This window comes from Streptomyces smaragdinus (assembly GCF_009604385.1).
Lineage (GTDB): Bacteria > Actinomycetota > Actinomycetes > Streptomycetales > Streptomycetaceae > Streptomyces > Streptomyces smaragdinus.
In genome coordinates this window covers 71,424-85,664 of the sequence record NZ_WEGJ01000008.1, presented here as the reverse complement: position 1 = coordinate 85,664, position 14,241 = coordinate 71,424, and the positions used below count along the sequence as shown (strand labels likewise).

Genomic DNA, 14,241 nt, shown 5'->3' with positions numbered 1-14,241 from the left:
GGACGTCGTGTGGATCATCACGCACCCTTGCCGACTATGGCCTGCATCACGGACTTGGCGATCGGGCCGGCGATGCCGGAGCCGGAGATCTGCTCGCGGTCCGCGCTGCCGTCCTCGACCACCACGGCCACGGCGACGTCCTTGCCGTTCTCGCCCTTGGCATAGGTGATCATCCAGGCGTACGGCAGGGCCTCGTTCTTGTCGCCGTGCTGGGCGGTACCGGTCTTGCCGCCGACGGTGGCGTTGGTCAGCTGGACCGGGGCGCCGGTGCCGTCGCGGACGACGGTCTCCATGCCCTGCTGCAGCTTGCGGGCGGTCTCCTCGGAGACGGCCTCGCGCAGCTCCTGCGGCTCGGTGCGCTCGATGGTGTCCAGGTTCGGCGCGAGCAGCTTGTCGACCAGGTACGGCTTCATCAGCTTGCCGTCGTTGGCGACCGCGGCGGCCACCATGGCCATCTGCAGCGGGGTGGCGCGGACCGAGGACTGGCCGATGCCGCCCAGGGCGTTCTGCGGGCGGTCCATCTCGGGGTAGACGCTCTCGGCGGAGCGGATGGGGACGAACTGCTCCTCGTTGAAGCCGAACTTCTCCGCCTGCTCGATCATCGCCTTGTTGCCGACCTCGTCGCTGACCTTGGCGAAGACGGTGTTGCACGACCACTGCAGCCCGACCTCCATGGAGGCGTTGCCGCACTTGCCCGCGATGGGGTTCGGCAGCCAGCTGTCCGTGGTGAGCGGCAGCTTGTAATGCACCGGGTCGGAGTGGGTGTTCTGGTCTATGTCGTACGTGCCGTTCTCCAGCGCCGCCGCCGCGGTGACGACCTTGAACGTCGACCCGGGCGGGTAGGTCTCGCGCAGCGCGCGGTTGAGCATCGGCTTGTTCTTGTCGCTGTTGAGCTTCGTCCAGGCCTCGGAGTCCTTGTCGGAGTTCCCCGCGAAGCTGGACGGGTCGTACGACGGGGTGGAGACCAGCGCCAGGATCGCCCCGGTCTTCGGGTCGATGGCGACGGCCGCGCCCTTCTTGCCCTTGAGCCCGTTGTACGCGGCGCGCTGGGCGTCGGCGTTGATCGTGGTGACGACGTCACCGCCCTGCCGCTCCTCGCCGGTGATCATGTCGATCGTACGGTCGAAGAAGAGGCGGTCGTCGGTGCCGGTGAGGATGCCGTCGTTGATCTCCTCCAGCTGGTTCGCGCCGAAGGCCTGCGAGGCGTAGCCGGTGACGGGCGCCCACAGGGGACCGTCCTTCCAGGTCCGCTTGAACTTGAAGTCGCTGCCCGTCGTCTCGGCGTGGCCGGTGACGGACTTGTCGCCGACGATGATGTCGCCGCGCGGGATGGCGTAGCGGCCGATGGCGACGCGGCGGTTGTCCTTGTGGGTGCTCAGCTCTTCGCCCTGGACGAACTGCAGCCAGTTCACGCGCGCCAGCAGCGCCAGCACCAGCAGGCCGGCGAAGATCGCCACTCGGCGTAGGGGCTTGTTCACGGGCGGACCACCTGGGTCATCTCGGCGTCGGGGTTCTGGGCCGGGGCCGGGGCCGGGCGGCGCGCGGTGTCGGAGATCCGCAGCAGGATGGCGATCAGCGCCCAGTTCGCGATGACGGACGAACCGCCCTGCGCGAGGAACGGCATCGTCATACCGGTCAGCGGGATGAGCGCCGTGACACCGCCGGCCACCACGAAGACCTGCAGCACGAAGGCGCCGGAGAGACCCACCGCGAGCAGCTTGCCGAACGGGTCGCGGGCGGCCAGCGCGGTACGGATACCGCGCTGCACCAGCAGCCCGTACAGGATGAGGATGGCCATGAAGCCGGTCAGGCCCAGCTCCTCGCCGACGGTGGAGAGGATGTAGTCGGACTTCGGGGCGATACCGCCGATGAGCCGCGAGTAGCCCTGGCCGAGGCCGGAGCCCATCATGCCGCCGGAGCCGATGGAGTACAGGGCCTGCGCGGTCTCCGTCACACCCATGCCGCCCGCCCCGTCGGGGACCCGGTCCAGGGGGTTGAGCCAGCGGTCCACGCGCAGTCCGACGTGGCTGTTGAACGAGGCCACGGACACCGCGCCGACCGCGGAGAGCAGCATGCCGAAGATGATCCAGCTGGTGCGCTCGGTGGCCACGTACAGCATGATCACGAAGAGGCCGAAGAGCAGCAGCGAGGAGCCGAGGTCGGTCTCGAAGACGAGGATCATGAGGCTGACGCCCCAGATCATCAGGATCGGCCCGAGGTCACGGCCACGCGGCAGGTACACGCCCATGAAGCGGCGGGAGGCGAGCGCCAGGGCGTCGCGCTTGACCATCAGATAGCCGGCGAAGAACACCGCGATGACGATCTTGGCGAACTCACCGGGCTGCAGCGAGCCGACGCCGGGGATGGAGATCCAGATCCGGGCGCCGTTGACGTTCCGCCCGATGCCCGGGATCAGCGGCATCAGCAGCAGGAAGAGCGCGACGACCATGGAGATGTAGGTGTACCGCTGCAGGATCCGGTGATCCTTCAGCAGCACCAGCACCCCGACGAACAGGCCGATGCCGACGGTCGACCAGAGCAGCTGCCCCGGCGCCATCGCGCCGCCGAGCTGGTCGGTGGTGATCGACGGCTCCTGGTCCAGGCGCCAGATCAGCACCAGGCCCAGGCCGTTCAGCAGGGTCGCGATGGGCAGCAGCAGCGGATCGGCGTACGGCGCGAACTTGCGCACCACCAGATGCGCGACGGCCGCCAGACAGCCCAGGCCCAGGGTGTAGCCCAGCGCCCCGGCGGGCACCGAGCCGTCCTTGGCCAGGCCGACGTTGATGTACGCGAAGACCGGGATGACCACGGCGAAGACGAGCATCGCCAGCTCGGTGTTGCGCCGGCTCGGCGCACCGGCGACGCCGATGGTGGACGTGTGGTGTTGACTGCTCATGCTGGTACTCCGGCCCCCCACGACTACTTCGGGCACTGACCGGAGAGCTGCTTTTGCTCATCGGTCAGACTGGGCCCGTTCTTCGCCTCGCTCGTGGCGAGCAGCTCGCAGACCTCGGCCTGCGCCTGCAGTTCGGCGGTCTTCTCCCGGGCGGCGGCGAGGCTCCCGGCCTCGATGGTCTCGTTGACGCGGTCCTGGTACGTGTCCGGCAGGTACTTGAGTTCGATGTCGGGCTTGTCCTCGGCGACCTCGGAGAGCGAGATCCAGGCGAGCTTCTGCTCGATGCCCCGGTAGATCGCCACATGGCCGTCGTTGGAGCCGACGTAGTACTGGTCCTGCGTCCACTCGTACCCGCGGTAGCCCCCGTAGCCGAGGCCGCCGAGCACGATCGCGATGATCAGGCCGCGCTTGAGCCACTTGAACCGGGGCGGGTTCTTGACGAAGTCCTCGTCGTTGAACGCCAGTCCGTAGCTGTCGGGTCCGTCCCCGGGCGGCGGGCCGAAGCCGCCGGCCTGCGGCGGGACGGGGCGGCCGAGGCTCGAGGCGCGGCCGGCGGGGGTCTGCATGCCGGGGTTGTCGGCGCCCTGCTGCTGGTTCTCCGCGACGGCGCCGACGACGACCGGGGTGTCGTTGAGCTGGCCGGCGAGGGTGTCGTTGTCGTCGACGTCCAGGACGTCGGCGACGATCACCGTGATGTTGTCGGGGCCGCCGCCGCGCAGGGCGAGCTGGATGAGCTCCTGGACCGTCTCGTACGGGCCCTGATAGCTGGCGAGGGTGTCCTCGAGGGTCTCGGCGCTGACCACGCCGGACAGCCCGTCGGAGCAGATCAGATAGCGGTCACCGGCCCGTACCTCGCGGATCGACAGGTCCGGCTCGACGTGGTCGCCGGTGCCCAGGCCGCGCATCAGCAGCGAGCGCTGCGGGTGCGTGGTGGCCTCCTCCTCGGTGATCCGGCCCTCGTCGACCAGGCGCTGCACCCAGGTGTGGTCCTGGGTGATCTGGGTGAGCCGGCCGTCGCGCAGCAGATACGCGCGGGAGTCGCCGACGTGCACCAGGCCCAGGCGCTGGCCCGTCCAGAGCAGGGCGGTGAGCGTGGTGCCCATGCCCTCCAGCCGCGGGTCCTCCTCGACCATGTCCCGCAGCCGGTCGTTGGCGCGGCGGACCGCGTCGCCGAGGGAGGTCAGGATGTCGGAGCCGGGAATGTCCTCGTCGAGGTCGACGATGGTGGAGATCACCTCGGAGGAGGCCACCTCGCCGGCGGCCTGGCCGCCCATGCCGTCGGCGATCGCCAGCAGACGGGGCCCGGCGTAGCCGGAGTCCTCGTTGTGCTCGCGGATCATGCCCTCGTGCGAGCCGGCAGCGAAGCGCAGGGAAAGGCTCATGCGCACCTCACCCGTCGGCTCCGGGTACATCCGCATGGTGCCCACCCTCCGGTCATGGTCTGTCTTACTTCCGCAGCTCGATGACGGTCTTGCCGATCCTGATCGGCGCACCCAGCGGGATCGGGGTCGGCGTGGTCAGCCGGGTCCGGTCGAGGTAGGTGCCGTTGGTGGAGCCGAGGTCCTCGACGATCCACCGCCCGTCACGGTCGGGGTAGATCCTGGCATGCCGGGAAGAGGCGTAGTCGTCGTCCAGCACGATTGTCGAATCGTGTGCCCGCCCCAGGCTGATCGTCTGGCCCTGGAGGCTGACGGTCGTCCCAGTGAGGGAGCCCTCGGAGACGACGAGCTTGGTCGGGGCGCCCCGGCCGCCGCCGCGCCGGCCCGACTGGCGGTCGCTCTGCCGCGGCTGCTGCTGGCGCTGCGCCGGCGGCCGCTCGCCCTGCGACCGCTGCGCGGCGCGCTGGGTCACCCGGGTGCCGAACAGGTCACTGCGGATGACCTGCACCGCCACGATCACGAACAGCCACAGTACGGCGAGGAAACCCAACCGCATGACCGTCAGGGTCAGCTCTGACATTGGCCCCGCTTCACCCTTCGGCTTGCCGGTAAATGATGGTCGTCGAACCCACGACGATCCGTGAGCCGTCGCGGAGGGCGGCGTGGAGCGTGTGCTGCCCGTCCACCACGATGCCGTTCGTCGACCCCAGATCCTGCACTGTCGCGTGGCTGCCGTCGACCCTGATCTCACAATGGCGCCGCGAGACGCCGGGATCGTCGATCCGCACGTCCGCCTCGGTGGACCGGCCCAGCACCAGTGACTGGCGGGCGATCTGGTGGCGGACGCCGTTGATCTCCACCCAGCGACGCGTCGCCCCGCCGCCCACACGCGGCGGAGCCGGGGGCATCGGCGGGGCGTTGTAGCCCGGGTACCCGGCGGGCGCGGGCGGCGGGGGGCCGCCGAGGCCGCGGGCCGCGGTCGGGGCGCTGGGGCGGCGCGGCGCCTGCTGCTGTTGCTGCTGCGGCTGGTACTGCGACTGGCTGGAGGCGAGGGTGCGGCTGCGCACCCGGTAGAGCCCGGTGTCCAGGTCGTCGGCCCGCTCCAGGTGCACCTTTATCGGGCCCATGAAGGTGTACCGCTGCTGGGTGGCGTAGTCCCGCACCATGCCGGCGAGCTCCTCGCCCAGCTGCCCCGAGTACGGGGCGAGGCGCTCGAAGTCGGGAGCGCTGAGCTCCACGATGAAGTCGTTGGGGACGACGGTGCGCTCGCGGTTCCAGATGGTGGCGTTGTTGTCGCACTCGCGCTGGAGGGCACCGGCGATCTCGACCGGCTGGACCTCGGACTTGAAGACCTTGGCGAAGGTGCCGTTCACAAGTCCTTCCAGGCGCTGTTCGAAGCGCTTCAGCACACCCACCGGAACCTCCCTTCGTCACAGCCCTGCGGGGACCGCGGCCCCCGGTGTCGAACATTCATTTCGCGTACTGGCTACTGATCGTATCCACGCGCGGGGGAATCAGGTGGTTCCGGTTCCCGCCGCCCGGCACGATGTCATGTCGCTCACACCGCACGCCCCCGCACCTCGGCCTGTCACCAGGATGGTACGGGCGCCGGCAACCAGTGTCCCGCACCGGACGGCCCTTATGGCACAGGGGAAGAGGTTGCCCGGTGGGCCCGGGTGCCGGGCACGCGTCCTCCTGCCCCGGGCCCGCGACCGCAAACAGATGTGATTCCACCCTGGGCAGCGTGCTAATCTTCTGGATGTCGGAAGGCGCACGGCCCACGGGGCCGGTCGCGGAAGACACACCCAATGCGCGGGTGGCGGAATAGGCAGACGCGCTGGATTCAGGTTCCAGTGCCCGAAAGGGCGTGGGGGTTCAACTCCCCCCTCGCGCACCAGCAGAAGCGGGTCTTCACCGGAAACGGTGAGGGCCCGCTTTTTGTTGTGTTCTCTTCCGGTCGCCGGATCGTGCGACTTACCTCACTTAGTCGGACATAGTGGTGGTGAGATGCACCTCACCATACCCCCAGGGGTGTCTGTTACGGTGGGAATTGCCAGATACCCCCGGGGGTAACCCAAGTCAGGGAGCTCTGACACGCATGTACTTCGTCGACACCGTCCCGGTGGAAGGGCTCGGCAACCGGCACTACCTCGCCGGCGGTGCCGGAACCGCGGTCGCCGTCGACCCGCCACGCGACATCGACCGGATGATCGCCGCCGCGGCCCGCCGGGGCGTGCGCATCACGCACGTGGTGGAGACACACGTCCACAACGACTACGTCACCGGCGGCCTCGAGCTCGCCCGCGTGACCGGCGCCGTCTACCTCGTGCCGGCCGGCGCCCGCGTCGGCTTCGCCCGTACGCCCGTGCACGACGGCGACGTGATCGGCGTCGACACCGGACTCACCCTGCGTGCCGTCGCCACCCCCGGCCACACCCCGCACCACACCGCGTACGTCCTCGAGGAGGCCGGCACCCCCCGCGCCGCGTTCACCGGCGGCTCGCTGCTCATCGGCACCGTCGGCCGCCCCGACCTGGTCGAGCCCCGGCTCACCGCGCAGCTCGCCCGCGCCCAGCACGCCTCCGCGCACCGGCTGGCCGACGCGCTTCCGGACGACACCTCGGTGCTGCCCACGCACGGCTTCGGCAGCTTCTGCTCCTCCGGTCAGGCCGAGGGCGAGACGTCCACCATCGGGCGGGAGAAGCAGGTCAACGCGGCGCTGCTGCGGGGGGCCGACGAATTCGTCTCCGAGCTGCTCGCGGGGCTGGACGACATCCCCGCGTACTACGCGCACATGGGACCGGCCAACGCCGCCGGCCCCGACCCCGTCGACCTCACGGCACCGCCGCGCGCGGACGCCGCGCAGATCGCGGCGCGGCTGGCCGCCGGGGAGTGGGTCGTCGACCTGCGCAACCGGGTCGCGTTCGCCGAGGGGCATGTCGCCGGGACCTTCAACTTCGACGCCGAGGGGCAGCTGGCCACGTATCTGGCGTGGCTGGTCCCCTGGGGCAAGCCGGTGACGCTGCTCGCCGCGTCGCCCGCGCAGCTGGCCGACGCCCAGCGGGAGCTGGTACGGGTCGGCATCGACCGGCCGGCCGCCGCGGCGGTGGGCGGTCCCGGGGACTGGCTGCTGCCGGGGGAGGCGCCCGCGTCGTTCCGGCGGGCGACCTTCGCGGAGCTGGCGCAAGAGCTGCGCACCGCGTCCCGGCCGCCGGTCGTGCTGGACGTGCGGCGGGACTCCGAGCGGGCCGGGGGCCACATCGCGGACTCCGTGCACATTCCCGTGCACGGGCTGTACAAGCGGCTGCGCGAGGTGCCCGCGGGCACGGTGTGGGTGCACTGCGCCGGCGGCATGCGCGCCGCGATCGCCGCGTCGCTGCTGGCGTCGGCGGGCGGGCGTGAGGTCGTCGCCGTCGACGACGGGTTCGACCGGGCGGAGGCCGCCGGGCTGGTCGTACGCCCCGCCGAGCCCCATATATGAGCACCCTGATACTCGCGCTGGTCGCCGGCGGGCTCGTCGGGCTGGCGCTGGGCGGGCTCGGCGGGGGCGGCAGCGTCCTCGCCGTGCCCGCGCTGATCTACCTGCTGGACTTCTCCCCGTCCTCGGCGATCACCGCGAGCCTCATCATCGTCACGGTCACCACCCTGACCTCGCTCTTCGCCCACGCCAGGGACGGCAACGTCGACTGGCGCGCGGGACTGCTCTTCGCCGGGGCCGGCATCCTCCCCGCCATGGCGGGCGGTCTGCTGGCCGCCCGGCTGCCGGACGCGCTGCTCACCTCGGCGTTCGCCGTGATCGCTGCGCTGGCCGCCGTACGGATGCTGCGGCCGTCCCGGCCCGCCGAGGGCCTGCCCGTACGGCCCGGGCGCGCGGTCGCCGCCGGGGCGGGGCTGGGCGCGGTCACCGGGGTGCTGGGCGTCGGCGGGGGGTTCCTCGCCGTACCGGCGCTGGTGTCCGTGCTGGGGCTGCGGATGAAGGCCGCCGTGGGTACGAGCCTGCTGGTCATCGCCGTGAACTCGATCGCCGCGCTGGCCACCCGCGGGGGGACCGCGGACGGGCTCGACTGGTCCGTCATCGCACCCTTCACCGGCGCCGCGATCCTCGGCGCCCGGGACGGCCGGCGCCTCGCCGCGCGGCTGGCCGGCAGCCGGCTCCAGCAGATCTTCGCGTACGTCCTGCTGGCCGTCGCCGCCTTCATGCTCCTCGAACTCGCCCTGTAACCCGCTGTCGATCACGTGATCACGTAACAAAGGAGACCCCCCATGACCACCAACCTGACCATCGACGCCGCCCGCGAACGCATCGACGAGCTGACCGTCGTCGACGTCCGCACCCCCGGCGAATTCGCCTCCGGCCATCTGCCCGGCGCCCACAACATCCCCGTCGACGACCTCGACGAGGCCCTCCCCGCCCTGCGCGAGGCCGCCGCCCGCCGCCCCCTGCTGGTCGTCTGCGCCTCCGGCAACCGCTCCGTCAACGCCTGCGCGATCCTCGCGAAGAACGGCATAGCCGCCCTCTCCCTCGACGGCGGGACCTCCGGCTGGGCTGCCTCCGGCGCCGGTCTGCGCCGGCCCGCCGGCGCCCCCGCCAAGACCGTGTGGGCCATGGACCGCCAGGTCCGCTTCACCGCCGGCGGGCTGGTCCTGCTCGGGCTGCTGCTGGGTCTGCTGGTCCACCCCGCGTTCCAGCTGCTCTCGGCCGGTGTCGCCGCGGGCCTCGTCTACTCGGCGGTGTCCAACACCTGCGCCATGGCCGCGATGCTCGGCAAGCTCCCGCACAACCGCACCGACCGGACCGATCTGCGGGCGACCCTCGCGGCGATCCGGCAGGGCTGACCCGCCCGGCCGAAACGCCTGCGCAGAACGTGCGCGAACCGGCCACTGTGCGTAGGTTTCACGTGAAACACCCGTCTCCGCACGGACGGAGGAGCGGCGGGAACCCCGCCCGGGAGGAGCTCGTTCATCCTCACGGGCGGGCAAAGTTTTCGTAAACCGTCACACAGTCAAGCGGCGCGTCCGCGCCGGATGGAGCAGGGATCAACCATGGGTGTCAGCCTTTCCAAGGGCGGGAACGTCTCTCTGACCAAGGAGGCCCCGGGCCTGACGGCGGTCGTCGTGGGTCTCGGCTGGGACGTGCGCACGACCACGGGCACGGACTTCGACCTGGACGCCAGCGCCCTGCTGGTCGGCGCCGACGGCCGGGTCTCCAACGACAAGAACTTTATCTTCTTCAACAACCTGAAGAGCCCCGACGGCTCCGTCGAGCACACCGGTGACAACCTCACGGGTGAGGGCGAGGGCGACGACGAGCAGGTCAAGGTGAATCTGGCCGGCGTCCCCGCCGAGATCGACAAGATCGTCTTCCCGGTGTCGATCTACGACGCCGAGACCCGCCAGCAGTCCTTCGGCCAGGTCCGCAACGCGTTCATCCGCGTCGTGAACCAGGCGGGCGGCACGGAGATCGCCCGCTACGACCTCTCCGAGGACGCCTCCACGGAGACCGCGATGGTCTTCGGCGAGCTCTACCGCAACGGCGCCGAGTGGAAGTTCCGCGCCGTCGGCCAGGGTTACGCCTCGGGCCTGCGCGGCATCGCCCAGGACTTCGGCGTCAACGTCTGACGTCGCACGCCCAACGGCCCGCTCCCCGCCCCGGGAGCGGGCCGTTGCCGTGCACATCCGCCCCGCCCGCCGCCCCGCCCCGCCCCCGGCGGTATCGTCACCGCACCGCACGGGCCCGGGAGCCCGGGGGAGTGGGAGGGGACCCATGGCCGACACCGTCCGCATACCTGAGCAGCGCACCGCCCCCGCCGTCCGCCTGCCCCGCACCGACGGCTTCGCCCCGCCCGGGCGCACCGCCGCGACCTCCCCCCGCCGGCAGGGCAGGGCGCTGCGCGAGCGCCTCCCCCGCGCCGGCCAGGGCCGGTTCGAGGTCACGCCGCGGCGCCCGGACATCGTCGACGCCGTCGAGCGGTCCGCCGAGGGCCGCATCGAGGGACTCATCCCGATCCGCACCGGCCGGATGGCCGCCGGCCCCTTCGCGTTCCTGCGCGGCTCCGCCGGCCTGATGGCGTACGACCTGGCCCCGCTGCCCCACACCGGCACCGGCGCCCAGCTCTGCGGCGACGCCCACGCCGCCAACTTCGGGCTGTACGGGGACGCGCGGGGCACCCTGACGATCGACATCAACGACTTCGACGAGACCGTCCACGGCCCCTGGGAGTGGGACCTCAAGCGCCTCGCCGCCTCCCTGGTCCTCGCCGGACGCGAGGCCGGCGCCGACGAGGACATCTGCCGTACGGCCGCGGCCGACGCCACCGGCGCGTACCGGCGCACGATGCGCCTGCTCGCCAGGCTCCCCGCCCTCGACGCCTGGAACGCCATCGCCGACGAGGAGCTCGTCTCCCACGCCGACGCCCACGACCTCGCCGGCACCCTGGAGCGCGTCTCCGCGAAGGCCCGCCGCAACACCAGCGCCCGGTTCGCCGAGAAGAGCACCGTCGAACAGCCCGACGGCACCCGCCGCTTCACCGACGCCCCGCCGGTCCTGCGCCGCGTCCCGGACGCGGAGGCCGCCGCCGTCGCCGGCTCGCTCGGCCCGTATCTGCGCACGCTCCCCCCGGACCGGCTGCCGCTGCTCGCCCGCTACTCCGTCCAGGACGTCGCCTTCCGCATCGTCGGCACCGGCTCCGTCGGCACCCGCTCGTACGTCGTCCTCCTCCAGGACCACCGCGGCGAACCCCTCGTCCTCCAGGTCAAGGAGGCCCGCACCTCGGTGGTCGCCGCCCCCGCCGCCGCCGCGGGCTTCCCCGTCCCGGCGCCCGCGCACGAGGGGCAGCGCGTCGTGCTGGGGCAGAAGCAGATGCAGGTCGTCAGCGACATCCTGCTCGGCTGGACCACCGTCGACGGCCGCCCGTACCAGGTGCGCCAGTTCCGCAACCGCAAGGGCAGCGTCGACCCGGCCGCCCTGGCCACCGACCAGCTCGACGACTACGCCCGGATGACCGGCGCCCTCCTCGCCCGCGCCCACGCCCACAGCGTCGACCCCCGGCTCGTCGCCGGCTACGCGGGTAAGTCGGAGGAGCTGGACGACGCGATCGCCGCCTTCGCCGTCGCCTACGCCGACCGCAGCGAGGCGGACCACGCGGAGCTGCTCAGGGCCGTACGGTCGGGGCGCCTTCCGGCGGAGCTCGGGGTCTAGTCGCGCAGCTCGGCGGGCGGGGTGCGGGCGGCGTCGACCTTTTCCGTACGGACCAGCTCGCCCCAGACGATGTAGCGGTGCTCCGAGGTGTACATCGGGGTGCACGTCGTCAGCGTGATGTACCGGCCCGGCTTCTCGCGGCCGGACTCCTTCGGCACGGGCGCCAGCACGTCGGTGTTGTACTTCGACGTCTCCGGCAGCGTCGCGTACGTCTTGTAGACGTACCAGGTGTCCTTGGTCTCAAAGACGATCGGGTCACCCACGTCGATCTTGTGGATGTTGTGGAACTTCGCCCCGTGCCCGTCGCGGTGCGCCGCCAGGGTGAAGTTCCCCGCCTTGTCCCACGGCATCGCCGACTTCACCGGCTTCTCGTAGAACCCGGCCACGCCCTCGTTCAGCACCTTCGTGCCCGTACCCGCGCGCACCAGCACGTCCTGCGCCATCGCCGGCACGTGCAGGAAGCCGAGCCCGCCGTCGGTGTCCAGCGCGCCCGGGGCGCCCGACTGCCAGCTGTCGCGCAGGTGATCGCTGAGCCGGCCCGCCTCACGGTTCGCCTGGACGTTCGTCCACCAGAGCGAGTACGCGACGAACAGGGCCAGCAGGACGCCGATCGTGATGAGCAGTTCACCCGTCAGGCTGACGACCGACGCCACCAGGCCCCGGCGCGGGCGCCGCGGCGGGCCCGCGGCCCAGCTGGGCACCCGGGGGCCGGTGCCCCGCGAGTTGTCCGTGATCGTCAACGCATGCCCCGATTCTCACTCGGCAAGCACGTCCGGCGTGCCCTCGCTCCGCGGTAGCTCCTCGACCATAACGCCCCAGACGATCAGGCGATATTTGGACGTGAATTCCGGAGTACAGGTCGTCAGTGTGATGTACCGCCCGGGAGCGGTGAAGCCGGACCCCTTCGGGACGGGGTCGATCACGGAGGTGTTGGCGGGGCTGGTCGAGGGAAGCTGCTTGGTCACCTTGTAGACGTAGTAGGTGTTCTTCGTCTCCACCACGACCTTGTCGCCGGCCGTGAGGTGGTTGATGTAGCGGAAGGGCTCGCCGTGGGTGTTGCGGTGGCCGGCGATCGCGAAGTTGCCCGTCTTGTCCCAGGGCATCGCGGACTTCAGGGCGCCGTCGTTGTAGTGGCCGATGAGGCCCTTGTCGAGGACCTTCACCTTGTCGACGCCCTCGGCCACCGGATCGTCCACGCCGAGCTTCGGGATGTGGACGATGGCGAAGCCGTCGCCCGGCTCGTACGCCGGCTGCTTGCGGTCCTTCCCGCTGCCGGCGCCCGTCCCGGCGGCGGCGCCGTCGTCTCCCCCGCCGGGGTCCTGCCACTCCTCCTGCAGCTTCTTCGCCTGCTCGCCGGCGTTGCGGTCGGCGAGCACGTTCGTCCACCAGAGCTGGTACGCGACGAACAGCAGCATCAGGGCGCCGAAGGTGATGAAGGCCTCGCCGGCGATCCGGCTCACGAGCAGCTGCCGCCGCTGCTTGGCCACCCGCGCGGCCTGCCTCGCGGCCATCCGGCTGCCGGGGGGCGGCGGCTCGTCGGGCAGCGGCGGCTCGTCCTCGGCGGGCCCGAGGATCTTCGCGGCGACGGCGGAACGGAGCTCGGCCACGCGCAGGGCCATGGTGCGGTCGGCGGGGTGGTCGTGGGGATCCGGGGCGGGGACGGGGCGGAGGAGGGCGGTCGGGGGGTCGGGGTCCGGGAGGCGTACGGGCTCGGGCTGCGGCTGCGGGATCCGTACGGGCTCGGGCCGCGGCTCAGGCATCGGTACGGGCTCCGCCGCCTCCCCCCAGGGCACGCCCGCCGACGGGTGTACGGGCGTGGCCTGCCGCGGGACCGGCGGCTCGGCGGCGGGGCGGGGCTCGGGGGCGCGCGGCTCGAACCAGGACGCGCGGACCGGCGACGGCCCGTCCGCGTCCGGCGCTCCGTCCGTCCCGTCCCGGGTCACCCCGCCGTACCCACCACCGGCGCGAGGCCCGCCGAACGCGCCACCGCGTCCGGGTCGCCGCACTCCTCGAGCCAGTTGGCCAGCATCAGATGCCCCCACTCGGTGAGCACCGACTCCGGATGGAACTGCACACCCTCCACCGGCAGATCCCGGTGCCGCAGCCCCATCACGATCCCGTTCTCCGTCCGCGCCGTCACCCGCAGCTCGTCGGGCACGTCCGTGACCGCGAGGGAGTGGTACCGCGTCGCGGTGAACGGCGACGGCAGCCCCCGGAACACCCCGACGCCGTCGTGCGCCACCGGCGACGTCTTCCCGTGCAGCAGCTCCGGCGCCCGGTCCACGACCCCGCCGTACGCCACCGCCATCGACTGCAGCCCCAGGCACACGCCGAACACCGGGATCCCGGCGGCGGCGCAGTGCCGCACCATGTCGACGCACACCCCCGCCTGCTCGGGCGTCCCGGGACCGGGCGACAGCAGCACGCCGTCGAAGCCGTCGCCGGCGTGCGCGGGCGCCACCTCGTCGTTGCGCAGCACCTCGCACTCGGCGCCCAGCTGGTACAGGTACTGCACCAGGTTGAACACGAAGCTGTCGTAATTGTCGACCACCAGGATCCGGGCGCTCATGCCCCCCGCCCTTCGTCCACGGTCACGTCGCCGAACGGGAGCAGCGGCTCCGCCCAGGGAAAGACGTACTGGAAGAGCACGAACACGATGCCCAGCACGAGCAGCGCGGAGATCAGCGCGCGCACCAGCGCGTTCCCCGGCAGATGCCGCCAGATCCAGCCGTACATGTGCCCCTCTTCACGCTCACCGAGCGGGCCCC

General features: G+C 71.6%; 14 protein-coding genes and 1 tRNA gene. 6 read left to right on the top strand and 9 right to left on the bottom strand.

Annotated elements, in window-relative coordinates:
- Window positions 1-17 precede the first annotated feature (17 nt).
- Genes SRB5_RS14250 through SRB5_RS14230 form a run of 5 tightly spaced genes read right to left on the bottom strand, consistent with a single transcriptional unit; the run spans window position 18 to window position 5,690 of the window.
- Complete coding sequence (locus SRB5_RS14250; protein ID WP_323377899.1) at window positions 18-1,478, bottom strand: penicillin-binding transpeptidase domain-containing protein; 1,461 nt, start codon at window positions 1,476-1,478, stop codon at window positions 18-20.
- Window positions 1,475-2,896 carry an FtsW/RodA/SpoVE family cell cycle protein gene (locus SRB5_RS14245; protein ID WP_153452312.1) on the bottom strand — a complete coding sequence of 474 codons (1,422 nt, stop codon included), beginning with the start codon at window positions 2,894-2,896 and terminating at the stop codon, window positions 1,475-1,477. The genes SRB5_RS14250 and SRB5_RS14245 overlap by 4 nt, the downstream gene beginning before the upstream one ends.
- A gap of 23 nt (window positions 2,897-2,919) precedes the next feature.
- Window positions 2,920-4,314: a Stp1/IreP family PP2C-type Ser/Thr phosphatase gene (locus tag SRB5_RS14240; protein ID WP_153452311.1), complete on the bottom strand. Its 1,395-nt coding sequence runs from the start codon at window positions 4,312-4,314 to the stop codon at window positions 2,920-2,922.
- Window positions 4,315-4,342: 28 nt separating this feature from the next.
- A complete protein-coding gene (locus SRB5_RS14235; protein ID WP_153452310.1) occupies window positions 4,343-4,855 on the bottom strand; it encodes an FHA domain-containing protein FhaB/FipA in 513 nt (170 codons plus the stop codon).
- 10 nt (window positions 4,856-4,865) lie between these two features.
- The gene (locus tag SRB5_RS14230; protein ID WP_323377898.1) at window positions 4,866-5,690 is read right to left on the bottom strand and encodes a DUF3662 and FHA domain-containing protein; all 825 of its coding nucleotides are present in this window, start codon (window positions 5,688-5,690) and stop codon (window positions 4,866-4,868) included.
- Window positions 5,691-6,085: 395 nt separating this feature from the next.
- On the opposite strand from SRB5_RS14230, the gene SRB5_RS14225 reads away from it, so the two are divergent.
- The 6 genes from SRB5_RS14225 (at window position 6,086) to SRB5_RS14200 (ending at window position 11,473) form a co-directional block, all read left to right on the top strand.
- Window positions 6,086-6,172 (top strand) — tRNA-Leu (locus tag SRB5_RS14225).
- Window positions 6,173-6,373: 201 nt separating this feature from the next.
- Window positions 6,374-7,756, top strand: coding sequence for a rhodanese-like domain-containing protein (locus SRB5_RS14220; RefSeq protein WP_153452309.1), 1,383 nt, complete (start codon window positions 6,374-6,376; stop codon window positions 7,754-7,756).
- Window positions 7,753-8,496 carry a sulfite exporter TauE/SafE family protein gene (locus SRB5_RS14215; RefSeq protein WP_153452308.1) on the top strand — a complete coding sequence of 248 codons (744 nt, stop codon included), beginning with the start codon at window positions 7,753-7,755 and terminating at the stop codon, window positions 8,494-8,496. The genes SRB5_RS14220 and SRB5_RS14215 overlap by 4 nt, the downstream gene beginning before the upstream one ends.
- 42 nt (window positions 8,497-8,538) lie before the next feature.
- Complete coding sequence (locus SRB5_RS14210) at window positions 8,539-9,111, top strand: rhodanese-like domain-containing protein (protein ID WP_153452307.1); 573 nt, start codon at window positions 8,539-8,541, stop codon at window positions 9,109-9,111.
- Between the two features lie 207 nt (window positions 9,112-9,318).
- Window positions 9,319-9,894, top strand: a complete 576-nt coding sequence (locus SRB5_RS14205) for a TerD family protein (protein ID WP_153452306.1) — start codon at window positions 9,319-9,321, stop codon at window positions 9,892-9,894.
- A 145-nt stretch (window positions 9,895-10,039) separates the two neighbouring features.
- Window positions 10,040-11,473 carry a DUF2252 domain-containing protein gene (locus SRB5_RS14200; protein ID WP_153452305.1) on the top strand — a complete coding sequence of 478 codons (1,434 nt, stop codon included), beginning with the start codon at window positions 10,040-10,042 and terminating at the stop codon, window positions 11,471-11,473.
- On the opposite strand, the gene SRB5_RS14195 is transcribed toward SRB5_RS14200, so the two are convergent.
- From SRB5_RS14195 to SRB5_RS35875, 4 genes are read right to left on the bottom strand one after another with little or no spacing between them, the layout of a single operon-like run.
- On the bottom strand, window positions 11,470-12,207 hold the full coding sequence (locus SRB5_RS14195; RefSeq protein ID WP_407703919.1) for a class E sortase: 738 nt from the start codon (window positions 12,205-12,207) through the stop codon (window positions 11,470-11,472). The genes SRB5_RS14200 and SRB5_RS14195 overlap by 4 nt on opposite strands.
- A gap of 21 nt (window positions 12,208-12,228) precedes the next feature.
- A complete protein-coding gene (locus SRB5_RS37490; RefSeq protein ID WP_323377897.1) occupies window positions 12,229-13,416 on the bottom strand; it encodes a class E sortase in 1,188 nt (395 codons plus the stop codon).
- Window positions 13,413-14,042, bottom strand: coding sequence for an aminodeoxychorismate/anthranilate synthase component II (locus SRB5_RS14185; protein WP_153452303.1), 630 nt, complete (start codon window positions 14,040-14,042; stop codon window positions 13,413-13,415). Before SRB5_RS14185 ends, SRB5_RS37490 begins: the two co-directional genes overlap by 4 nt.
- Window positions 14,039-14,209: a hypothetical protein gene (locus SRB5_RS35875; RefSeq protein ID WP_194292928.1), complete on the bottom strand. Its 171-nt coding sequence runs from the start codon at window positions 14,207-14,209 to the stop codon at window positions 14,039-14,041. The genes SRB5_RS14185 and SRB5_RS35875 overlap by 4 nt, the downstream gene beginning before the upstream one ends.
- Window positions 14,210-14,241 lie beyond the last annotated feature (32 nt).